20 protein-coding genes and 1 pseudogene are annotated in these 22,063 nt (G+C 71.3%); 5 read left to right on the top strand and 16 right to left on the bottom strand.

The window, feature by feature from the left end; genetic code table 11:
* Positions 1-3: 3 nt before the first annotated feature.
* Positions 4-1,065: a linear amide C-N hydrolase gene (locus N7L95_RS25715; RefSeq protein ID WP_301260475.1), complete on the bottom strand. Its 1,062-nt coding sequence runs from the start codon at positions 1,063-1,065 to the stop codon at positions 4-6.
* 118 nt (positions 1,066-1,183) lie between these two features.
* Between N7L95_RS25715 and N7L95_RS25720 the strand changes: the two genes are divergently transcribed.
* Entirely contained in the window at positions 1,184-2,041 is an 858-nt protein-coding gene (locus N7L95_RS25720) for a helix-turn-helix domain-containing protein (RefSeq protein ID WP_301260476.1), read from the top strand.
* A 28-nt stretch (positions 2,042-2,069) separates the two neighbouring features.
* On the opposite strand, the gene N7L95_RS25725 is transcribed toward N7L95_RS25720, so the two are convergent.
* The 11 genes from N7L95_RS25725 to N7L95_RS25775 form a co-directional block, all read right to left on the bottom strand.
* Complete coding sequence (locus N7L95_RS25725; RefSeq protein WP_301260477.1) at positions 2,070-3,350, bottom strand: response regulator; 1,281 nt, start codon at positions 3,348-3,350, stop codon at positions 2,070-2,072.
* A 277-nt stretch (positions 3,351-3,627) separates the two neighbouring features.
* The gene (locus N7L95_RS25730) at positions 3,628-3,894 is read right to left on the bottom strand and encodes a hypothetical protein (RefSeq protein ID WP_301260478.1); all 267 of its coding nucleotides are present in this window, start codon (positions 3,892-3,894) and stop codon (positions 3,628-3,630) included.
* Positions 3,895-4,006: 112 nt separating this feature from the next.
* Positions 4,007-4,864, bottom strand: coding sequence for a class I SAM-dependent methyltransferase (locus tag N7L95_RS25735; RefSeq protein WP_301260479.1), 858 nt, complete (start codon positions 4,862-4,864; stop codon positions 4,007-4,009).
* A 150-nt stretch (positions 4,865-5,014) separates the two neighbouring features.
* Complete coding sequence (locus N7L95_RS25740) at positions 5,015-5,503, bottom strand: cupin domain-containing protein (RefSeq protein ID WP_301260480.1); 489 nt, start codon at positions 5,501-5,503, stop codon at positions 5,015-5,017.
* A gap of 152 nt (positions 5,504-5,655) precedes the next feature.
* Complete coding sequence (locus N7L95_RS25745) at positions 5,656-6,015, bottom strand: FKBP-type peptidyl-prolyl cis-trans isomerase (RefSeq protein WP_301260481.1); 360 nt, start codon at positions 6,013-6,015, stop codon at positions 5,656-5,658.
* Between the two features lie 145 nt (positions 6,016-6,160).
* Entirely contained in the window at positions 6,161-6,580 is a 420-nt protein-coding gene (locus N7L95_RS25750) for a hypothetical protein (protein WP_301260482.1), read from the bottom strand.
* A gap of 88 nt (positions 6,581-6,668) precedes the next feature.
* Positions 6,669-9,851 (bottom strand): CusA/CzcA family heavy metal efflux RND transporter, encoded by a 3,183-nt coding sequence (locus N7L95_RS25755; RefSeq protein WP_301260483.1) that lies wholly within the window; start codon positions 9,849-9,851, stop codon positions 6,669-6,671.
* Between the two features lie 16 nt (positions 9,852-9,867).
* Positions 9,868-11,472 (bottom strand): efflux RND transporter periplasmic adaptor subunit, encoded by a 1,605-nt coding sequence (locus N7L95_RS25760; RefSeq protein ID WP_435870117.1) that lies wholly within the window; start codon positions 11,470-11,472, stop codon positions 9,868-9,870.
* A gap of 4 nt (positions 11,473-11,476) precedes the next feature.
* Entirely contained in the window at positions 11,477-12,799 is a 1,323-nt protein-coding gene (locus N7L95_RS25765; protein ID WP_301260485.1) for a TolC family protein, read from the bottom strand.
* 113 nt (positions 12,800-12,912) lie between these two features.
* Positions 12,913-13,293, bottom strand: a complete 381-nt coding sequence (locus N7L95_RS25770) for a DUF2946 family protein (RefSeq protein ID WP_301260486.1) — start codon at positions 13,291-13,293, stop codon at positions 12,913-12,915.
* A 38-nt stretch (positions 13,294-13,331) separates the two neighbouring features.
* The gene (locus N7L95_RS25775; RefSeq protein WP_435870118.1) at positions 13,332-15,611 is read right to left on the bottom strand and encodes a heavy metal translocating P-type ATPase; all 2,280 of its coding nucleotides are present in this window, start codon (positions 15,609-15,611) and stop codon (positions 13,332-13,334) included.
* 86 nt (positions 15,612-15,697) lie between these two features.
* Here N7L95_RS25775 and cadR point away from each other — a divergent pair, with 86 nt between their 5' ends.
* On the top strand, positions 15,698-16,147 hold the full coding sequence (cadR, locus tag N7L95_RS25780) for a Cd(II)/Pb(II)-responsive transcriptional regulator (protein WP_301260487.1): 450 nt from the start codon (positions 15,698-15,700) through the stop codon (positions 16,145-16,147).
* 129 nt (positions 16,148-16,276) lie between these two features.
* Here cadR and N7L95_RS25785 read toward each other — a convergent pair whose 3' ends face one another.
* Both N7L95_RS25785 and N7L95_RS25790 read right to left on the bottom strand, forming a co-directional pair.
* Positions 16,277-16,678: a hypothetical protein gene (locus tag N7L95_RS25785; RefSeq protein WP_301260488.1), complete on the bottom strand. Its 402-nt coding sequence runs from the start codon at positions 16,676-16,678 to the stop codon at positions 16,277-16,279.
* 42 nt (positions 16,679-16,720) lie between these two features.
* Positions 16,721-17,416, bottom strand: coding sequence for a TetR/AcrR family transcriptional regulator (locus N7L95_RS25790; RefSeq protein WP_301260489.1), 696 nt, complete (start codon positions 17,414-17,416; stop codon positions 16,721-16,723).
* A gap of 102 nt (positions 17,417-17,518) precedes the next feature.
* Between N7L95_RS25790 and N7L95_RS25795 the strand changes: the two genes are divergently transcribed.
* Positions 17,519-18,358, top strand: coding sequence for an alpha/beta fold hydrolase (locus N7L95_RS25795; RefSeq protein WP_301260490.1), 840 nt, complete (start codon positions 17,519-17,521; stop codon positions 18,356-18,358).
* A gap of 95 nt (positions 18,359-18,453) precedes the next feature.
* A pseudogene (locus N7L95_RS25800) lies at positions 18,454-18,954 on the top strand (NuoB/complex I 20 kDa subunit family protein); the annotation flags it as partial.
* Positions 18,955-19,180: 226 nt separating this feature from the next.
* On the opposite strand, the gene N7L95_RS25805 reads toward N7L95_RS25800, so the two are convergent.
* A complete protein-coding gene (locus N7L95_RS25805) occupies positions 19,181-20,029 on the bottom strand; it encodes a helix-turn-helix domain-containing protein (RefSeq protein WP_301260491.1) in 849 nt (282 codons plus the stop codon).
* 243 nt (positions 20,030-20,272) lie between these two features.
* Between N7L95_RS25805 and N7L95_RS25810 the strand changes: the two genes are divergently transcribed.
* Entirely contained in the window at positions 20,273-21,430 is a 1,158-nt protein-coding gene (locus N7L95_RS25810; protein WP_301260492.1) for an ROK family transcriptional regulator, read from the top strand.
* Between the two features lie 12 nt (positions 21,431-21,442).
* Here the strand turns inward: N7L95_RS25810 and N7L95_RS25815 are convergent, their stop codons facing one another.
* Positions 21,443-21,901: an RbsD/FucU family protein gene (locus N7L95_RS25815; RefSeq protein ID WP_301260493.1), complete on the bottom strand. Its 459-nt coding sequence runs from the start codon at positions 21,899-21,901 to the stop codon at positions 21,443-21,445.
* Positions 21,902-22,063: the final 162 nt, after the last annotated feature.

Here is a 22,063-nt window from a genome sequence, read left to right on the forward strand (position 1 = left end):
GCTTCACGGACATCGCATGCGTTCGGGCGCCTCGGCGTCGCGGGCGGCCACCTCGGGCGGCAGATGGCGCAGGAAAGAGGTCTTGCGATACGCGGTGCGCAGCTGCGCTTCATTGAGCTCGCGGCGATAAGGCACCCAGCGCTGGCTCAGGTCTCCTTCACCGGTGTCGATGTCCATCAGGCGCAGGCCGGCGTTGCAATGGAAGTCGATGGCGGCCAGGCGCAGCTGACGCAGTGGCCGGTGGCTCGCGGTGCGGTAATGCACCACGCCGCGGCGCATCTCATAGACGATCTGCCAATGCGTGGCGCCCGGCTGCGCCACCTGGTCCAGCAGCGCCAGGGCCTGGCCCGGGTTGTCCGGCGGCCCGTCCTGCAAGCCCGCCGCCGCGCGGACAAAGCGCGCGGGCGACTGGCTGCCGGCCGGCAGGGGCTGGCTGCCGCCGAAGCCGCGGTACTGCGCCAGTTGGGCCACCGAGCTCTGGTAGCTGTCGTTGGCCAGCACCTTCACCGGCATGCGTTCGCCGCGGTGGACCACCATGCGGCCGGCGAGGAACTCCACGCTGGCCGCGCCGCCCTGCGCGTCGGCGAGCAGGAAGTGCAGCGGCACCCGGCCGGCAATGCGCACCTCGGCGGCGGCGGCCAGCGCTTCATCCAGCGTGCCACTGGTGTCGAGCAGGTACTGGATGAACTCGAGCGTGGCGACGGTGGGCCGGTGGTCGCCATCGGGATAGTGGGTACCGTCGAGCCACAGCAACTCCACCACCAGGCCGGCCTCGTTGATGCCGCCAGTGGGATAGCCGACACCGAACTGGTTGAAGGTCACGCTGCCGTGGCGGGCTGTCCAGCGTGCCGCGCGCTCGCCAGCGCCGGCCCCGGTGTCGCTGCTCTTGCGCAGGCCGCGAGGGTTGACGACCACCAGTGCCTCGCCGAACTCGAAGTCGTAGTTGCGGCCGAACAGAGGGCCGTCGTGGCCGGCGCTGACGAAGGTGGTGCAAGGCAGGGCCGGGCCGGCGAGCGAGGCCGCGAGCAGCGCGGCGACCGCCTGCCGCAGGACAGGGGCTGACATGGTGCGCTCCCGAGATGACGATGCGTCCATGCTAGGGCGCCGCCCGGCCGGGCGCATTGACCGCGATTGATGTGTTGCTGCCGTCGCCGTGGCCGGCTGCGGCCTGCACAATGCCGGCATGCAAGTGGCACCGCGCAATCTGGGTCAGCAACGCCGGCGCTTGCGCCGGGTGATGGAGCACATTGGCGAGGAGCTGCGGCGCGAGTGCAGCGCGCAACGGCTCGGCCTGCAGGACCTGGCTGAAGTCGCGTGCTGGTCCCGTGAACACTTCGACCGGGCCTACCGCCGGTTCACCGGCGAATCGCCGATGTCCACCCTGCGCCGGTTGCGCCTGCGGCAAGCGACCGACTGGCTGCTGGAAGGCTGGCCCTTGGCCGAGGCGGCGGACGCATGCGGCTATGGCAGTGTGCAAGCCTTTGGCCGCGCCTTCCTGCGTGAACACGGGCTGCCGCCCGGTGCCTGGCTGCGGCAGCAGCGGGAGGCGCCAGCCGCGTCTTCGCGGCCCGCCGAGCCGCTGCCGCCCCCGATCGTGCACCTGGAGTTCGCCCCGCCGTGCCACCTGTTGGGCTTTCGGGGTGCCGCCAGCGAGGTCAGTCGCCTGTTCGACGGGGTGGTGGATCGATTGGTGCGCAGTGGCTCACCGCGCTCGCAATGGGAGGTGTTTGGCCTGGCGCCTGCCGATGCGGCACTCGGCGGCTGGGGACAGGCGGGCGGGCAGTGCGAGCTGCAGGCCGCCGTGCTGGCGCAGCCGCTGTCGGCAGCACCGCCCGACATGGGGCAGGGTCGCCTGAAGGCCGGCTGCTATGCCCGTATTGCTGCGGCGCAGGCGGCGCAGCAGCCCTGGGACCAGGTGCTGGCCGACGCCGGCTGGCAGCGCATCGATGCGCCGGTGATGCGTCACTACGCGACCGATCCCGCCTACACGCCGCCGCAGGAGCGCCGCGAGTGGCTCTACCTGCCGGTGATGCGGCGTTGATGGCGCTGCCTGCCAGGCAGCGCCCGCATCACTCGATGACGCGCTGCAGCTCCGGGTACAACTCGGCGGCATCGAGCGGCTTGCGCAGGTAGGCATCGGCGCCCGACTCCCGGCACCGCTGTTCGTCCTCTGCGCTGACGAGGGCGGTGACGACGATGATCGGGAAGTAGGGCAGCGCGCCGACGGCCTGCAGTTCGCGCAGCCGGCGCGTGGCAGCCAGCCCGTCCATGCTGGGCATCTCCACGTCCATCAGCACCGCATGCGGCGCCAGCTCCCGGCACTGCTCGATGGCGGCCGCGCCGTCTACCGCCACCTCGGTCCGGAAACCCAGGCTGCGCAGCACCTCGGTGGCGACGAGCTGGGTCACCGGGTTGTCGTCGACCACCAGCACGCGGCGCGGGGCCGGTGGCTCGTCGGCATCTGCCACGGTGGGCGCGCCGGCATCCGCCACCCGGCGGGCGGCCCGTTCGGTGATCTGCAGCAGCTCCATGCGGCCGAGCGGCAGCGGCTCGCAGCGCAGCGGCGGCGTCGGCGCTGCCGCCTCGCCCCCCGCATCCGGTTCAAGGCCAAGGACCACCTCGCTGTCGGGCAGCCGCTGCGCCAGTGCCAGCAGTTCGGCCTGCCGCACGCCATACGAGGCGAGGCCCAGCACGAAGGCGGGCGACGCATGGTGTCCAAGCCGGTCGACGGCTTCGTTCGCATCCGCCACCGTGGAGAAGCGCCGATGCCGCCAGCCAAGCCGGTAGAGCTGCTGCGGGAGGGCGGCAAAGGCCAGTGGGTGGTCTGCGATCAGCCAGGCCGTGGCGCCAGCGGCGTCGATGCCGTCGTCCGGCGCATCGGCCAGCGGCTCGACGACATAGTTGACGAGCACGAGGGTGCCTTCGCGCGGCTTGCTGGCCACCGTGATGAGGGCGCCGCTGCGCGGGCACAGTGCCCGGGTGGTGGCAATGCCGGTGCTGGCGTCCGGTGCTTCCGATTCGAGGGGCGCGCGTTCCGGCAGGGCCCGCGCCAGGTCTTCCGGACGCAGCATCAGGTGGCTGCCGGCGATCTGTGTCTCGGCGATCGGCAGGCCCGAAAGGCCTTCCTTGATCTCGGTGGAGAACAGCAGGCAGCCGCTGGGCGTGCGTTCCAGTGCCACGCCGAGCAGGGCGGTCAGTCGCTCCTGCAGCGCCTGCAAGTCGCCCCGGTAGTGCACCGTCGGGCCCAGGTAGTCATTGAGCAGCACCACTCCCTGGGCGGTTGCGCTCGGCAGGCAGGTGCGGGCACAGCCGGTGAGGGCCGTGCACAGCGTGGAGGAGGATGGTCTCATGGTCGAAGCTCCGCTTGCCCTGGAGAGGAAATGGACCTGAGCTGTCGGCAAGGGCCATTCCCGCTGCAGCTCTACACCGTCCGCCCGCTGTGCCGGCCACGGCTGCGTGGACGCGGAGCCGGCGCGAGGAGCGACGTTGCCGCGCCAGCCGGCGCCCTGCCCGCAGCGCGGTCGACGCACAACTGATTGTGGGCTCGCCTGGCGACGATCAGAAGACCGTGATCAAAAAATGCAGTGCCGGCGTGTCGATGCCGCCGGCCTCACTCGGGCGGCTGTGTCACTGAGGCGCGGAGGCCGGCGGCTGCGTCGGCAAGCCCAGCTTCTCGGCGGTGTGCTGCACGGCTTCTCCTGCCTTGCGGGCGCCGTGCTCGACGGCGGCGGCCGTTTTCTTTGCGCCTCGCGTGACCGCAGCCTCGGTCTTGGTCGCCACCGCGGAGGCGCCGGCCGCGACCGACTTGGCGGCTTCCGCCGGGCCGGCATGCGCCGTGACGCCGCACAGCGCCAGGCTGCACAGGGAGAAGGCAAGGGCGATGGAGTGCTTCACGATGCTGGACGACAGGAGTCTTCGACAGCCGCGATCATAGGCCCGCCGCGCACGGTCGGCGGCCGTACCGGCGGGCGCAGGCGCGCGCGGCCCGGTGGCGGACCCGGCCGCTTCACACCCAGGCGCGCACCACCACCAGCAAGGGGCTGAAGCTGAGGTCGTCGCCGCGACCGCTGAACAGCAGCGGATTGACATCACCGGCCCCCAGGGACACGACGTCAGTGAAGCCCATTGTGCGCATCTCCCGGGCGAGGGCGGCGGGCTCGAAATAGGAATGCCACGGCTCTCCCATCAGTGCACAGCGCCAGGCCACCAGGCGCACGGCCCAGCGTTGCGCTGGCCGCAGGGTGCCGGGCGGGATCAGGTGGTCGAAGACGATGCCGCTGCCGGCTGGCGTGGCCTCGGCGATCCAGCGCAGGGTGTCCATCACCGCTGCCCGGCGCAGGTAGACGGTGACCCCCAGCCAGGAGAAGAACACCGGCTCGTCGGCTCGCCAGCCAGCTGCCTGCAGGCGCTCAGGCAGGCCTTGTGTCTCGAAGTCCACCGGCACGAAGTGCAGGGCTTGCGGCAGCGGCATGCCCGCCTGCTGCAGCAGCCGGCGCTTCCAGGCCTGGGTGTCGGGGTGGTCGACCTCGAACACCTGCAGTGCCGCGGCCGGGTAGGGGTTGCGATAGGCAAAGGTGTCGAGTCCCGCACCGAGCACCACGTACTGGCGCACGCCGCGCCTCACCGCTTCGTGCAGGCTGTCTTCGGCGATGCGGCTGCGGGCCACCACGTCGGCCCGGATGCGGCGGTTCAGCCTGCTCTCGCGCCGGTGAGGGGCGGCGCGCAGCCGGGCAGCGTCGTCGGGGCCGAGGATGTCGAGCGCGACCGGGTCGTCAAGCACCCTCGGCAGTTCGTCTCGCAACTGATGCTGGGCGCGCAGCAGGGCGACGCGGTGGGCTGTGCGGCTGGGGCGGCCGGGTTCCATGCGGTCCTCCTCGGCGGCGCCGGCCCATGGCCGGAGCGGCGGTGTGTGATGGAGCGGCCATGGTAGACAGCCGAGCGCCTTCGCGCGGCCCAGAGCGTCACCGCCGGTAAGGTGGCCGGCCCTGCGGGCCGGTTGAAGGGTTGGCCCCGGTCAGGGCTCGCCGTCCCAGTAGTCGACGCTGGCAGCCGGGCGCTGCACGGCGTCGAAGCCGGGTGCATAGGCGGCGTACTTGCCGGAGTCGGGGTACACGCAGACCTCCGGCGATTCACGGGTGCTGATGCTCAGGTACTTCAGCGGCCCTTCGGAGGTGTTGATGATCTGGTGCGGGTAGTCGGGCCCGGGCGGGATGAACACCACATCGCCCTGCACCAGTGGCAGCATCTCGCCGGCCACCCGCAGGGTGCCGCTGCCTTCGAGCACCACGAACATCTCTTCCTGTGCGTGGTGGTAGTGATAGGGACAGCCGCGCTTGCCGGGCGGCAGCACGTCGATGCTGGCACCGAGCTTGTTTGCTGCGGTGCCCGGCGCCAGCCGGGCGCAGGCGGTGTCATAGAGAGGGGCACGCTGCTCGTGGCGGCGCGGCACCGCATCGAAGTTGCGGATCAGGCGGTGGTGCAGGCTCTGGGCGCGTTCGTTCATGGGGTGACGATACGCGGCCCCGGTCCGGCTGTCGATATCCGGGGCGGCTGGCAACAGCGACTGGGCAGCCGGGCGACCGCAATGCTGGCGCACCGGCCCTTGCAGGTCCGCCTCCCGCGTCGGCGGGAAGCGGCGGCCACGGTGCCGGGCGCTCAGGCCTTCAGCAGTTCCACCTCGAACACCAGCGTGGCGTTCGGCGGGATGACGCCGCCGGCGCCGCGAGCGCCGTAGCCCAGCTCGGCCGGAATGGTCAGCACCCGGATGCCGCCTTCCTTCATGCCCTGCACGCCTTCGTCCCAGCCCTGGATGACCATGCCGGCACCCAGAGAGAACTCGAAGGGATCGCCACGGTCCTTGCTGGAGTCGAACTTGCGGCCGCGGCCATCGGCCGCCTTCGGATCGTGCAGCCAGCCGGTGTAGTGCACCCGCACGCTGCGGCCGGCGGTGGCGGTGGCGCCGGTGCCTGCTTGCACGTCGTCGATCTGCAGCCCGCTGGGGGTGGTGGTGGTCATGCGGTCTCTCCTTGGGGGATGAAAAGACGCGATGATGCCATCCGGCCGCCGGCCCCGCCGGATCTGCAGCACAGGCAGCCGGCAGCGGCACCGGTGCGGCCGGTCCTCATTCACATCGCAAGGGCCGGCCGGCGCCGATCGCCCCTTACTTCAGCGAGAACTTGACGGTGACCGGTGCCTGCCCCGCCAGGGTGACGAGCGCGACGGCCTTGGTGCCGGCGCCCACCCCAGGCTGGCCGGCGCCCTGCAGCCGGTCGCCGGCCGGAGCCAGCGGCACCTCGGCCTTGGCCTGCGCGCTCAGCAGTGTCAGGCGGGCGGACGCGCCCTTCAGGTCCACCGGCTTGCCATGGTCCGACACGTACAGCGCGATGCCGTCGGGCCGTGCCACCAGTTCGTAGTTCATGTCCTTGACGACGGCGACGACACCGCCATGCACCGCCTTGGCTTCGTGGGCATGGGCGGCGCCGGTGTGGCCGTGGTCATGGCCGTGGTGATCGTCCCGGGCCTGGGCGGTCAAGGCTGCCGTAGCGGCAAGGACGAGCAGGAGGCGTGGTGGTTTCATCATCAGTGAGCTCCTTGGTGGGTGGGGTGGGAACGGTAGGCTGCCCATCGCTGCGGCGGGCGCGCCGCAGCGATGGGCAGCTGCGCCGGGTTCAACCGGCTTGCGCGGAGGCCGGCAAGGCGGCCAAGGTGCCGTCGGCCTGCTCCGCCGCTTCATCGCGCCGGTGGGCCAGGCGGTAGAGCACCGGCAGCACCAGCAGGGTGAGGGCGGTGGAGGACAGGATGCCGCCGATCACCACCGTCGCCAGCGGCCGTTGCACCTCGGCGCCGGTGCCGGTGGCAATGGCCATCGGCACGAAGCCGAGCGACGCGACGAGCGCCGTCATCAGCACCGGCCGCAGCCGCGTCAGCGCGCCTTCATGGATGGCTTTGTCCAGCGGCCGGCCTTCCTCGCGCAGCTTGCGGATGAAGGCGATCATCACCAGCCCGTTGAGCACCGCCACGCCGGACAGTGCGATGAAGCCCACCGCGGCCGAGATCGACATCGGAATGCCGCGCAGCCACAGCGCCACGATGCCGCCGGTCAGCGCAAAGGGGATGCCGGTGAACACCAGCAGCCCGTCCTTGAGATTGCCAAACATGGCGAACAGCAGCGTGAAGACCAGCAGCAGCGCCACCGGCACCACCACCTGCAGCCGCCGGGTGGCCGACTGCAGGTTCTCGAACTGGCCGCCCCAGCGGGTCCAGTAGCCGCTCGGCACCTTCACCTGCTGCTGCAGGGCCTGCTGCGCCTCGGCGACGAAAGAACCGATGTCGCGCCCGCGCACATTGGCGCTGACGACGACGCGGCGCTTGCCGTCCTCGCGGCTGACCTGGTTCGGGCCGGGCGCCAGCGAGAGCGTGGCCACCTCGCTGAGCGGGATGAAGCGGGTGCGGCCGCCTTCCTCGGCCGGCAGCGCCACCGGCAGCCGCTGCAGCGCGTCCAGGTCGGCGCGCAGGTGCTCGGGCAGGCGCACCAGGATGTCGAAGCGGCGGTCGCCCTCGAACAGCGTGCCGGCCTCCCGGCCGCCGAGGGCGGTGGCCACCGTGTCCTGCACATCACCGATGTTGAGGCCGTAGCGGGCGGTCTTGTCGCGGTCGATCTGCACCGTGAGCATGGGCAGGCCGGTGGTCTGCTCCACCTTGACCTCGGCCGCCCCCGGCACCTGCTGCAGCACCCGGGCGATGTCGGCCGCGGTGGCCTGCAGGCGGTCCATGTCGTCGCCGAACACCTTCACCGCAACATCGCTGCGCACGCCGGAGATCAGCTCGTTGAAGCGCAGCTGGATGGGTTGCGAGAACTCGTAGTTCTGCCCCGGCAGCCGCGCCACCTCGGCCTGTATCGCGGCGAGCAGCGCCTCGCGGGTGCGGCGCGGCTCGGGCCATTGCTCGGTCGGCTTGAGCATGATGTAGCCGTCGGAGATGTTGGGCGGCATGGGGTCCGCCGCGATCTCGGCGGTGCCGGTGCGCGCGAAGATGCGCTCGATCTCCGGAAAGCGCGCCTTCAGCGTGCGCTCCAGCTGCTGCTGCATCTCCACCGACTGCGTCAGGCTGGTGCCCGGCATGCGCAGCGCCTGCACCGCCAGGTCGCCCTCGTTGAGGCTGGGCACGAACTCGCTGCCCAGCCGGGTGGCCAGCAGCAGCGACAGCACCACCGCCACCGCGGCGAAGGTGAGCACCACTGCCCTGGCGTCCATCACCTTGCGCAGCACCGGTGCATAGGCGCGGCGGGCGGCCTGCATCAGCCCGTTCTCCTTCTCCGCCACGCGGTGGCCGATGAAGAGCGCGACCGCTGCGGGAATGAAGGTGACCGACAGCAGCATCGCACCCAGCAGCGCGATCACCACCGTGAAGGCCATCGGGTGGAACATGCGGCCTTCTACCCCGGTCAGCGCGAAGATGGGCAGGTAGACGATCATGATGATCAGCTGCCCGAACAGGAGCGCACGTCGTGCCTCCTGTGACGCGGCAAAGACCTCGTGGAAGCGCTCGCTGCGTGTCAGTGGCCGGCCGTGGTGGGCCTGCGCATGGGCCAGCCGGCGCACGCAGTTCTCGACGATGACCACCGCGCCGTCGATGATGATGCCGAAGTCGAGCGCGCCCAGGCTCATCAGGTTGGCGCTGATCTTCTGGCTCACCATGCCGGTGAAGGTGAACAGCATTGCCAGCGGAATCACCAGCGCGGTGATCAGCGCCGCGCGGATGTTGCCGAGGAAGAGGAACAGGATGGCCACCACCAGCACCGCGCCTTCGAAGAGGTTCTTCTTCACCGTGGCGATGGCCTTGTCCACCAGCACCGTGCGGTCGTACACCGTGACGGCACGCACGCCGGCCGGCAGACTGCGCTGGATCTCGGCCATCTTGTCGGCCACCGCCTGGCTCACGGTGCGGCTGTTCTCGCCGATCAGCATGAAGACGGTGCCCAGCACCACCTCGCGGCCGTTGTCGGTGGCCGCGCCGGTGCGCAGCTCGCGGCCGATCTCCACCGTGGCGACATCACGCACCCGCACCGGCACGCCCGCCACGTTGCCGAGGATGACGTTGCCCACGTCTTCCATCGTGCGCACCTGGCCGGGGGCGCGGATGAGGTACTGCTCGCCGCGCTTCTCGATGTAGCCGGCGCCGACGTTGCCGTTGTTGCGTTCCAGGGCGGCCACCACGTCGGCCAGCGTCAGCCCGACGGCCGACAGCCTTGCTGGGTCCGGCGCCACCTGGTACTCCTTGGCATGCCCGCCGATGGAGTTGATCTCCGTCACGCCCGGCACGTTGCGCAGTTGCGGCTTGATGATCCAGTCCTGGATCTCGCGCAGGTCGGTGGCGGTGTAGGGCGATCCGTCCGGCTTGCGGGCGCCTTCCTCGGCCTCGACGGTCCACAGGAAGATCTCGCCCAGCCCGGTCGAAATCGGGCCGATGGCCGGGCTGATGCCGTCGGGCAACTGGCCCCGGGCGGACTGGATGCGCTCGTTGACGAGCTGGCGGGCGAAGTAGATGTCGGTGCCGTCCTCGAAGATCACGGTCACTTGCGACAGGCCGTAGCGCGACAGCGAGCGGGTCTGCTGCAGGCCGGGCAGGCCGGCCATGACCGTCTCCACCGGGTAGGTGATGCGCTGCTCCGTCTCCAGCGGCGAATAGCCGGGCGCCTCGGTGTTGATCTGCACCTGGACGTTGGTGATGTCCGGCACTGCGTCGATGGGCAGCTTCTGGTAGCTCAGCAGGCCGAGTGCCGCCATGCCGAGCACGGCCAGCAGCACCAGCCAGCGCTGTTCGATGGCGAAGCGGATGAGTCGTTCGAACATGGGGGGCGCTCCGCGTTCAGTGCACATGCTCGGCCGTGGCCTTGCCGACCTCGGACTTCAGCACGAAGCTGCCGGCCGCCGCATAGGCTGCGCCTGCCTGCAGGCCCTGCAGGATCTCCACACGCCGGCCGTCGCTGCGGCCGGTCTTCACCGGCTGCGGCAGGAAGCCGCCGGCGTGGCGCACGAACACCACCTGCTGTTCATCGAGCGTCTGCAGCGCCTCGGTCGCCACCGTCACCGGCAGCTCCGCTTCGGCCGCCACCAGGCCCACCGTGACGAACAAGCCCGGCCGCCAGGCGCCCTGCGGGTTGGACAGCGCCACGCGGGCCTGGGCGGTGCGCGTGCGTTCGCCGATGAGGGCGCCCACATGGGCCACCGTGCCGGTTGCGGTCTCGGCGAAGGCGCTGGCGCGGATGCTCACCCTGGCCCCCACCCGCACCTGGGGCAACTCACCGGCCGGCACGTCGATGGTGGCCCACACGGTGGACAGGTCGGACAGCGTGAACACTTGGCTGTCCTCCTTCACGGCCTCGCCGAGCGCCAGGTGCTTCTCCACCACCACCGCATCGAAGGGCGCACGCAGCTCGAAGCGGTTCAGCGCGCTGGCCGCCGGGCCGGCGCCCAGGGCCTGCAGCTTCTGCTGCAGGCCCGCCACCGCGATCTCGGCCTCGTGCAGGGCCTGCTGCGCCTGCAGCACGTCCTGCTGCGGCGAGATCTTCTCCTCGTACAGCGCCTGCTCGCGCTCATGGTTCTTGCGGGCCAGCACCAGGCGCTTCTGCGCCGCCTGCAGCTCGCTGCGCAGTTCGGCCAGCAGCGGGCTCGACAGCACCGCCAGCACCTGGCCCTTGCGCACCCGCTGGCCCAGGTCGGCCGAGACCTGCTCCACCACGCCGGGCACGCGCGGCACCACGTGGGCGGTGCGGTCCTCGTTGAAGCGGATCTCGCCAGGCAGCTGCAGCGAGGACTGGATGCGCGCCGGGCCGCTGGTGGCCAGCGTGATGCCGGCGGCCTTCAGCTGCGCGCCGGTGAGGCGGATCAGGCCTTCCTGGCGGCTGAAGGTGAACAGGTACGGCTCGCTGTCGGTCCGGGCCGCCAGGGTGGCCTCGAAGACATGCGGCTCGGCAATGGGCTGCACGCTCAGCAGGTGGTCCTGCCGCGCCTCGAAGGCGATCTCCTCGGCCGCGGCGCCCGGCCGCTGCAGCGTGAGGCCCAGGCGGGCCGCCGTGGCGGGCAGCGGGCGCCCGTCGCGATAGAGCCAGACCTTCAGGCGCGGCGGGCCGTCGCCTTCGCTGAGCAGCGCCTCCAGGCCAAAGCCGCCTTCGGTGAAGAGCTGGCCGCCATGCGGGCCGAGCGCCTCGGCCGCGCTGTCGTGGGCATCGCCGTCCTCGGACTGGCCGTGATCGTCGTGCTCGCCTTCGGCATGCGCGTGGCCCTCGCCGGCCTGGCCCTCGCCATGGTCGTGGCCGGCGCCTTCGGCATGGCCGTGGCCGTGGCCCGCGGCCGGCCGTGCCGGCGCGGTATTGAGGATGGCAACGGCGCCGGCAATGCCGAGCACCAGCAGGATGGCAATGGCCAGGCTGTGGCTCTTGCGCAAGGGGAAACGGGGTCGTGTCATGGGCATCCTCTCAGGGCTGCATCTGCAAGGGGGGGGTCGCTGCGGTTGGGTCGTCCACGCCCGTCAAGCGGTCGATCTCGGCGGCGGCGCGGTGGCTCTCGGCCAGGGCGCGCAGGTGGCGGGCGCGGGCTTCCAGCAAGGTGCGCTGGGCATCCAGCACATCGCGGAACTCGAACTTGCCCAGCTCGAAGCCCTTGGCCGCTGCGTCATGCGCCTGGCGGGCCGCGGGCAGCACCTCCTGCTGCAGCATCTCGGCCTCGGCCTGCGCGGTGGCAAGACCTTCCTCGGCCCGGCTCAGCTCGGTCTGCAGGCGCAGCGCCAGGGCCTGTGCCTCGTCGGCCGCCTGGTCCTGGCGCCGCAGCGCTTCCAGGTGCGCGCCCTGGTTGCGATCGAACAGCGGCAGCGGCAGCGCCAGCCCGACGATGGCCTGCTGGCGGCCCAGTTCACCGGAGCGCTTGGCGCCCACCGTCAGGGTCAGGTCCGGGCGGCTGCGGGCTTGCTCCAGCGCGGCCAGCGCCGCCAGGCGTTGCACCTCGAGTCGCGCCTGCCGCAAGGCCGGTGCCGCCGCCAGGCGTTCGGTGGCCGGCCTGGCCGCTGTTGGTGGCCGGGGCGGCAGGGCGAGTTGGCCGTCGACCCCCTCCGGAGCGGCGCCAGCCTGGCCGATCGCGGCGGCCAATGCACCCAGCGCGGTGCGCCGGGCGCTTTGCGCCTGCAGCCATTGCAGGCGCACGCCGGCCTCCGCCACGCCGGCCTTGCTCTGTTCGATGGGCGACACCTTGCCGGCCAGCACCTGGCGGCGAGCCGCATCGCTGGCACGTTGGGCCAGCTGCAGGTCGGCCTCGGCAATGCGCACCTGCTCCTGGGCCACCAGCGCCTCGACGAAGGCACTGTGCACGGCGGCGCGCAGGTCGACCCGCCGGGCCGCCAGCCGGGCCAGTGCCATCTGGTGCGCCTGCTCGGCCGCTTCGATGCGCGCCGGGCGCTGCCCGCCCCATTCGATGGGCTGGCTCAGCTGCACGGTGGTGCTGCGGCCCTGGCGACCGGGGTCCTCCCACTCGATGCCGAGCTGCGGGTTGGGCCATGCGGCCGCCTGCAGCCGGGCCGCTTCGGCGGCCTCGACCTCACGCCGCGCGGCGGCCAGTTCGGGATGGTGGGTGAAGGCCAGGGCCAGGGCGTCGGCCAGGCTCAAGCGCCGGCCGGTGGCGGGCGGCGACGGGTCGGCGGCCAGCGCCGTGGGGGGCACGGGGCCGGGCGGCTCGCCGGCCTCGACACCGTTCAGGAATGCAGGGGCGGCCAGGGCCGCCAGGGCCAGCGGCCGCAAGAAGCTGCGCATCGGATGCTCCGGGTTGTGGGTGGGACAACGGGGGAAGCGTCCGGCGCGCCATGCCGGGGGAAGCCCTCAGCCCGACGGCGATGCCGGGAGGGGGCAGCGGCGGGCACGCCGGATCAGGCGCGCAGCCAGTTGGGGCGTTCGATGCGCTCGGCCAGCAGGAAGCCGGGAGGGTCGGGCAGCAGGGCAGCCCCGTGGACCGCCGCCGCGCGAGGCAGGAGCAGAGTGGCCAGGCTGGCCACCGGCTTCACGCAGCCCAGGTGGCAGAAGGCGCAATCAGCGTCGAGCACCGACAGCGTGTTGGACGCTGGGCCTTCCTTCTGCGGAGCATCGGCTTCATGCTGATGCTCGTGGTGTCCCAGGTGCCGCACCCCGGCGTCGCGCTCGTGCTGGCAGTAGCTGGCGGCTGCGGCCCAGGTGAGCTGCAGCGGCAGGAGAACCAGCAGGAAGACGGCGAGCCAGCGACGCATGGCGCGGAGTATATCGACGGCCGTCATGGACGCGGTGTGTCGAGTGGTGTGGCTGGCAGGTGTGCTCAGGGCTGCAGCCGGGCCTTCATCAGGCGCAGGCCGTTGGCCACCACCAGCAGGCTGGCGCCCATGTCGGCGAACACCGCCATCCACATGGTCGCACTGCCGAACACGGCGAGCAGCAGGAAGGCCGCCTTGAGCCCCAGCGCGAACGTGATGTTCTGCCACAGCACCGCATGCGTCTTGCGCGAAAGCCGGATGGTGGCCGGAATGCGGCGCAGGTCGTCGTTCATGATCACCACGTCGGCGGCTTCCATCGCCGTGTCGGTGCCGGCGGCACCCATCGCGATGCCGATGTCGGCCTGGGCCAGGGCCGGTGCGTCGTTGATGCCGTCGCCAGCCATCGCGGTGGCGCCGGCGCTGCGCTGCAGCTCCTCGATGGCGCGCTGCTTGTCCTGCGGCAGCAGGTTGCCGCGCGCTTCGCTGATGCCGGCCTGCCGTGCGATGCTCTCGACAGTGGCGCTGTTATCGCCACTGAGCAGCACGGTGCGCACGCCGAGCGCCTGCAACTCGGCGACGGCTTCGCTCGAGGAGGGCTTGATGGTGTCCGCCACCGCGAAGACCGCCAGCACCTCCTGCTCCGACGCAAGCAGCGTGACGGTGCGGCCGGCCGCCTCATGCGCCTGCAGCTCGGCCTCCAGCGACGGGTTGCACTGCCCGCGCTCCTCGATCAGCCGGTGGTTGCCCAGCACATAGGTGTGACCCTGCACCTCGGCCTTCACGCCCCGTCCCGGCAGGGCCTCGAAGCGGGCCACTGCCAGCGTTTCAGCGGGCAGGGCGCTGGCGATGGCCTGCGAGACCGGGTGGTCGGAGCGGCCGGCCAGGCTCGCCGCCACCCGCATCGCCTGGCCCTCATCGCCGGCCCGCACCTGCCGGGCCACCAGGCGAGGCCGGCCCTCGGTCAACGTGCCGGTCTTGTCGAGCGCGATCGCGCGCAGCTTGCGGGCGTTCTCCAGATAGGTGCCGCCCTTGATCAGGATGCCGTCCCGTGCTGCGCTGGCCAATGCGCTGACCACCGTCACCGGGGTCGAGATCACAAGGGCGCAGGGGCAGGCGATGACCAGCAGCACCAGCGCCTTGTAGAGCGCGTCGAGCCAGCCCCAGCCCATCAGCGGCGGCATCAGCAGCGCCACGCCAAGCGCGATGGCGAACACCGCCGGCGTGTAGCGCGCCGCGAAGCGGTCGACGAAGCGCTGCGTCTCGGCACGGCTGCCCTGCGCCTGCTCGACTGCGTGGATGATGCGCGCCAGGGTGGTGTCCGACGCACCGGCGGTGACACGAAACTCAAGCTCGGCGGTTTCGTTCACGGTGCCGGCGAACACCAGGTCGCCCACGCTCTTGTCGACCGGCAGGCTTTCGCCGGTGACCGGTGCCTGGTTGATCGCACTGTGGCCCTGCGTGACCACCCCGTCCAGCGGCACCCGCTCGCCGGGCCGGATGCGTACCACCGCACCCAGCGGCACTGCGCGTGCCGGCACTGTTTGCCAGGCGCCGTCGGGCTGGCGCACCTGCGCCTCCTGCGGTGCCAGCGCCATGAGGCCATGGATGGCGTTGCGGGCCCGGTCGACGGCCCGGGCCTCGATCAGCTCCGCAATGGCGTAGAGCGCCATCACCATGGCCGCCTCCGGCCACTGGCCGATCAGGAAGGCGCCCGTCACGGCCACCGACATCAGCGCATTGATGTTGAGCTTGCCATGGCGCAGGGCGGCAAAGCCCTTGGTGTAGGTCTGCAGCCCGGCGAGCCAGATCGCCGCCACGGCGAGCGCCATGCCGAGGCCGCTGCTCCAGCGCGCGTCGGGCGCGAAGAACTCGACCGCCTCGGCACCGATGGCCAGGGCGAGCGCCGCCGCCAGGCGCCCCAGACCCGCGGCCATGCCACCGGCGGCCGGTGCGGCACTGCCGGCTTCGATGCGCTGCGCACGGAAGCCGGCCCGCGCGATCGCCTCCTGAGCCCGCGGCAGCACATCGGCCGGGGCGGTGAGCGTCAGGGTGCGTGCACCAAGCTGAAAGCTCAGGGCCTGGATGCCGGCCACCGGCTCCAGCGCGCGCCGGATGTCGGCTTCTTCCGCCGCGCAGTCCATGGCGGGAATATGAAAGAGCGCGGCGCCCGGAGGCAGCGCAGCTGCCAGCGGCGGGTGCAGCGCCGGGCTGTCGTCGTGATCGTGATCGTGATCGTGGTGGGCACTGTGGCTGCGGTCGCTGCCGGGGCAGTGGTCGTGGCCCCTGCAGCAGGCTGCGGTCTCAGGGGCGGCTGAGGCGAATTCTTCTTGTGCGGGCTGTTTCATCGCGAACTCCTGGTGTCGCCGGTATTCCAAACCCTGTAGTGGGTGTAGAGTCAACCGGCATACAACATGTCGAACAGGGTGATGCGATGAAAATTGGCGAAGTCGCCAGGGCCACCGGAACGCCCGTCGAGACCATCCGCTTCTACGAGCGCGAGCAGCTGCTCGCCACGCCGGCGCGCAGCGACAGCAACTACCGCATCTATGGCAGCGACCATGTCGAGCGGCTCGCCTTCATCCGCCACTGCCGCTCGCTGGACATGACGCTCGACGAGATCCGGGTGCTGCTGCGCTTCAAGGACGCTCCCCAGGAGAACTGCGGGCAGGTCAATGCACTGCTCGACGAGCACATCGGCCATGTGGCACAGCGCATCGCCGAACTGCGTGCGCTGGAGAAGCAGCTCAAAGGCCTGCGCGAACGCTGCCGCGAAGGCCATGCCGCACAGGACTGCGGCATCCTCAACCGCTTGACCGAAGCATCACGCGAGGGCGTGCCGCAGCAGCGGCGCGGGCCCCACGTGCATGGCCCGCATCGGTAGGGCGCTTCGACAGGCTGCAACGCGGGTGGGGCGGAGCCAGCGCGCCCTTGCCGCGCTGAGGAAAGCGGCGCACCCTGGACGGGGCCGGCCCTCGATGGGTCTCGTGAAGGCGACCGAGCGGTGGCTGCGTCAAGTTGCGGCTGCCCTGGCAGCCACTGCCCAGGCCGCGCCCAGGTGCAGCGCGGCACCCGCGGCAAAGCCGACCGTGAACGCGCGCGAGCGGCGGCTGCGCGAGGCGAAGTACCACGGCTGCAGCCCGGCTCGCCACAGCCAGAGGCCCCCGCCCGCCAACGCCAGCCACATCGACGCCGGGCGGTCCGGCTCGGCCCACCACAGCGCGGCACCATAGGCCAGGGCCACATAGATGAGCACCGCGTTCATCGTCTGCGTGACGGCCGCATTGAGGTGGCCCGAGGCCTTGAGTGTTGCCGGCCAGCCGAACAGCCGCCAGAAGCCGAGGTGAAAGAGCGCGATGGCCAGGTCGAACAAGGCAGCGGCCTTCAGCAGGCCGGTGTCCGTCAGCAGGCTCATCGCAGCCCTCCGGGGAACGGGTGGAAGGGCATCGGCCGCTCCTTAGCTGGCGCTGCGCGGCCGGCTGGGCACGCGGCTGGCCGGGGTGTGGGCAGCGGGCTTGCGGCCGCTCCGGCGGCGTGCCGGCGCGGCGGCCACCAGCCGCTCTGCCGCCGTGGCGATGGCTGCGCGGCAGGCCGCTTCGATCAGGTCATCGAGTTCAGGCGGTGGCAGCTCCTGGCGACCCAGGTGGCGGCGTACTGCGGCATAGGGAATGTCGACCACTGCGAAACCCAGCGCGGCCAGCGCCTGCGGACTGGTGCTGCCGAAGAGGCGGACGGCGAGGCTGGCCAGCGCTGCTTCTGCCTCCTGACCCAACCGGGCTGCCTCCTGCATCATCTCCGCCGGCCAGCCGCCGCTGAGGAAGTCTTCACGCCGATGCAGCAGCAACACGCGGGCGCTGTCGGGCTGGGCGCGCACCCAACGCGGGATGGACAGGGCCGCATCGAGCGCGGCCTGGTGAGGCTGTGCATGCGCCAGCGCCTGTGCAAATTGCCGCTGGAAGGCCGCCACCGTGCGCAACCACAAGCGTCCCAGCAACTCGTCGCGCGAACGGAAGCGGTGGTAGATGGAACCGTTGGAGGCGCCGATGACGCTTCCGATGGCGTTCACGGTGGCGGCCTGCGGCCCGCCTTGCGAGACGATCTGCACCGCCGCATCGAGGATGGCCGCTTCGTCGAACTTTGCATTTCTGCCCATATATTAGATTCTAGACTCTGATATAAATTATGGCCAGCTGCAGAGATTGCTTCACGGTGCAAGCATCGCGGAGCGCTTCACCTCGGGAAGAAAGGGCAGGCCATGACGTCTGATCTACACCGTCGCCAGGTCCGCGGCGATGGGGCGGTTGCGGCCGTGGCGCCGCGCCGTGCGACCATCCCGCTCGCCTATGCGCGCCATGTCGGGAGCGGGCCGACGATCGTGTTGGTGCACGGCAATTCCAGCGACCGCACCCTCTGGAACCGCGTGTGCGAGCAGTTGCCGCGGGCAGACATGCTGGCGGTCGACCTGCGCGGCCACGGTCGCAGCCCCTGGGCCGACCCACCGGCCTATGCCACCGAGGACTACGCGGCCGACCTGGCTCAGACCTTGCAGCGGCTGGAAGTGCACGAGCCGGTGCTGGTCGGCCATTCGAATGGTGCGCTGGCCTGCTGCTACCTGGCCGCCCATCTCGCACCCCGGCCGCGCGCGCTGGTGCTGGTGGACATCGAGCCCCGGGTGCCGGACAGCCAGGTGGCCTACTTCCGGCAGCGGGCCGGGGCAGTGGCCCGGCCCGCCACGCTGCAGCGCCTCGTCGACGGCATGTGCAGCGTGGACCCTGAGGTGCCGCCGGCGCTGATGAAGCAGTTCGTGCAGGGACTGGTGCGCCCCGCCGACGGGGGCGTGTGCCTTCCTCTCGATCCTCATACCTATGCGGCGTGGCAGCCCGCCGACCTGCGGCCGCATCTGGGCCGCGTGTCGATGCCGGTGACGCTTGTGCGGGGCGCCTGCAGCCAGGTGTTGTCCGTCGAAGGCGCCGAAGCCTGGTGCGCCGGCCTGCCCGAGGCCCGGCTGGTGACGGTAGAGGGTGCCGGGCATTTCCTGCCGCTCAGCCACGCGGCGGCGCTGGCCAGCCTGATCGCCCAGGCGGCGGCCGGCTGATGGCGGCTGGGGCGGGGGCGGTGCGGGGGCCCCCCCGGCAGCGGCATGTCGGCTTTTTCCAAGACCGGACGGGGGGCGCTGGCTACGGTAGCGGCATGAACGCCTTGCCTTCCTCCCTGCCTTCGGGCTTGTCCACCGCGGCGGCCAGGACCGCCGAATCGGGCTACCTGCTGACCACCCTCGACGACGCGGTGAATGCCGCCCGCAGCGGCAGCATGTGGTACCTCACCTTCGGCCTGGCCTGTTGTGCGGTGGAGATGATGCACACCGCGATGGCGCGCTACGACTTCGAGCGCTTCGGCATGATGCCGCGCGCCAGCCCGCGCCAGGCCGACCTGATGATCGTGGCCGGCACGGTGACGAACAAGATGGCCCCCGCCATCCGCAATGTGTACGACCACATGGCCGAGCCCCGCTATGTGATCTCGATGGGTTCCTGTGCCAATGGCGGCGGCTACTACCACTATGCCTACTCGGTGCTGCGTGGCGTCGACCGCGTGCTGCCGGTCGACGTCTATGTGCCGGGCTGCCCGCCCACGCCGGAGGCGCTGCTCTATGGCGTGCTGCAGTTGCACCGCAAGGTGCGCGAAGGCGGCAAGACCTTCGACCGTGGCGCCTCGGCGCCACCGCACGAGGGCCGCCGGCCGTGGCGGTGGTCAACGCTCGCCGAGGGCATGCGGCAATGGGTCGGAGGGAAAGGGCCGGGCCCGCGGCGATGACAGTGCCGGCGGCCGCGCTGCCATGGCGCCTTCCCCATCAGGCATGCGATGGCCTTGCCGGGCGCGGCTGCCACGCGCTCAATGCCAAGCGGCCCGCTGCTGCTCAACCAAGCGGGACGGCTTGGCCACGCGCATGCCCGGCGCCGATCTCCAGGGGCCAGTGCACGGAGCCGGGTGAGCCGGGGGCGTCCATCAACCGGGTCAGCGGCGCGCCGGCCAGCAGGCGGCAGTCGCGGGCCAGGTGGGCCTGGTCGTAGTAGCCGTGGCGCAAGGCCAGTTCGGCACCCGGCGTGCGGTTTACCAGCGCGTCGAGCAAGGCGGCTTCCAGTCGGGCCATGCGCTGGAACAGCTTGGGTGTCATGCCGAAGTGGTGGGAGAAGACGCGCTCGAACTGGCGCTCGCCCAGGCCCACCAGGCCGGCCGCCTCGGGCACCGGGCGTGACAGTGCCCGCTGCATGCGCTGGCGCTGCCGGGTGCTGTCGAGCGCCGCATCGCTGCACAGCCGTCGCCGCAGGAAGCCGAACAGCCAGAGCAGGCTGTGCCGGTCATCGCTCGCGCTTCGCATGGCGTCCTCACAGGCCACCCAGCTCGCACCGAACACCTCGGCCGCCGCCACCGCCCGGTCGGTCACGCTGGCCGCGCCGTCGCACAGCAGCGCGGCGGTGGCCGCGGGGTAGAGCAGCACGCTCACGCAGCGCAGCCGTCCGGTGAAGGTGGATTCCATCGGCGCGGTGCTGGGGCCCGTCACGACGGCGCTGGGCAGGGGCCGTGGCACCGGGTCGCGCGTGGTGTGCAGGTGCAGCCGGCCTTCCAGGACCACCGTCAGCATGCTGCCGGCCAGGGCCGGGAAGTGGTTGCCGTGCGGCCCGCTCCCCGCCTCGAAGCTCACGGCGGTCGCCTGGGAGACCCAGGGCTGCAGGTCCGTGGGAGGGCGCCACAAGGTGTGCTTCATGAGCCATCGGGCCGCGTGCGGAAGATGGCGGGCATTGTAGGAGCCCTGGCCGATGTGCGCCGCCGCTCCACGCAGCAGCAAGCGGCGGGCACGGCTTGCACCGGGTCAGGGCGGGGGAGGCGGGGCTGCTTGCTACACTGCGCCGACATTTTTCCAAGGCATGTCGAGGGTGCTCAGGTGCGGCAGAAGCCGAGTGACAGCGATGCCCGCCCGCCTGCGCGCAGGGGCTCCAACCAGGCCGGCATGCGGCAGTTCAACGACTCGACGGTGATCGAGGCCATCCGGCTGCATGGCCCGATGCCGCAGTCGGTGCTGGCGGCGCAGACCGGCCTGTCGGTGCAGGCCATGGCCTTGATCATCGGCCGGCTCGAAGCCGAGCACCTGTTGCTGCGACTGCCGCCGGTGCGCGGCAAGGTCGGGCCCCCTTCCATCCCGGTGGCACTGAACCCGGACGGGGCCTTCTTCATCGGCCTGGCCGTCGGGCGCCGGCGCATGCGGGCCTTGCTGATGGACTTCACCGGCGCCACCCGCGCTGCCCGCGCACTGGACTACCCGTTTCCCGAGCCGCAAGGCCTGTTCGCCGCCATCGACTCCGCGGTGGCGGCCTTGCGGCGGGAGCTCAAGCCGGCATGGCGTGGGCGGCTGCGTGGTGTCGGCATTGCTGCGCCCTTGTCGGTCGGCGGCTGGGGGGAGTTGCTGGGCCTCGCGCCCGGCATCGCGAAGGCATGGGAGGCGGTCGACATGGCGCAGCGGGTCGCGGCGCTGGAGGCCTGCCGCGGCCTGGATGTCGATGCGGTGAAAGACACCACCGCCGCCTGCATGGCGGAGTGGGTGATCGGCTGCGGCCGGCACAGGCCCACCTTTCTTCACATCTTCGTTGACGTCTTCATCGGCGGGGGGCTGGTCATCGACGGCCACCTGTACCCTGGCGCGGGCGGCAATGCCGCCGCCCTGGGCTCGGTGTCACTGGGCCTGGGCCGCCGCGGACGTGCGGTGCCGCGGCAATTGCTGGGCGTGGCTTCCTTGCAGAATCTCGAAGCCCGCTACCTCCAGGCCGGCCTGCCGGCCGATGCCTGGGCCGACGACCGCGCCCTGTCGGCCCCCTGGCGGCGCCACACCTTGCAATGGCTCGCCGCGGCCGGCCCCGCCATCGCGCTTGCCGTGCACGGTGCCAGCTGCATGCTGGAGCTGGACACGGTCTTGGTGGACGGCGCAATGGGCCGGTCCTTGCTCGATGCCTTGGTGCAGGCGATCGTGCAGGGCTTGAACGGCTACAGCTGGCAGGGTGCGAGATGCCCCGAGGTGTCGGCCGGCACGGTGGGGCCGGAAGCGCCCGCCATTGGAGCGGCCCTGCTGCCCTGGTACAAGGCCAGTGTCCCGGGCCGCCGGCTCTTCGGATAGCGGCCCCCCGTCTCAGGGACGGAGTGCCTCCGCGATCACGCCCTTCTTGAACAGGAAGTTGCCATATGGCTGCGGTTCGCCCGTCAGCACGATGGCGTGCGCCCGCTTGACGCGTTCATAGAACGCAAAGCGCTCGGTGGCTTCGCAGCGAGCGGCATCGTCGATCCAGCCGCGCTCCAGCAGGCAGGCCGTGACTTCGCGCTGCAGCGCGCTGCGGTAGCCCGGCGGGGTGTGGCAGACCTGCATGAAGGCCACCGGCTGGGACACCGCCGCATCCAGCGGCAGCAGGGACAGCACCGCTTCACTGGCACGCAATACGCCGGCGCCGGGCAGGTGCACCACCGGCCGGGTGCCGGCGAGTGTCGCGGCGGTGAAGTTCGCGTCGGCCACCACGATCTCGTCGCCATGGCCCATCTCGGCCAGCAGGTACAGCAGCTGTGGCGTCAGCAGAGGATCGATGCCCTTCAGCATGCAGCTCTCCCGTCTGGCCGCGCGGCCGCGGCCCGCTGCATGCCGCGCGGCCGGAACCGGGCTGGCTGGGTGGCATGGCATAGGGGCCGGGCGGGGTGCGGGCTGGCTGCAAGCGGGTGGAGGTGTGGCATGTCGTCGGCTGGGGGCGGCAGGGCGCCGTGC

Origin of the sequence: Eleftheria terrae, assembly GCF_030419005.1 — a bacterium.
Classification (GTDB): domain Bacteria; phylum Pseudomonadota; class Gammaproteobacteria; order Burkholderiales; family Burkholderiaceae_C; genus Caldimonas; species Caldimonas terrae.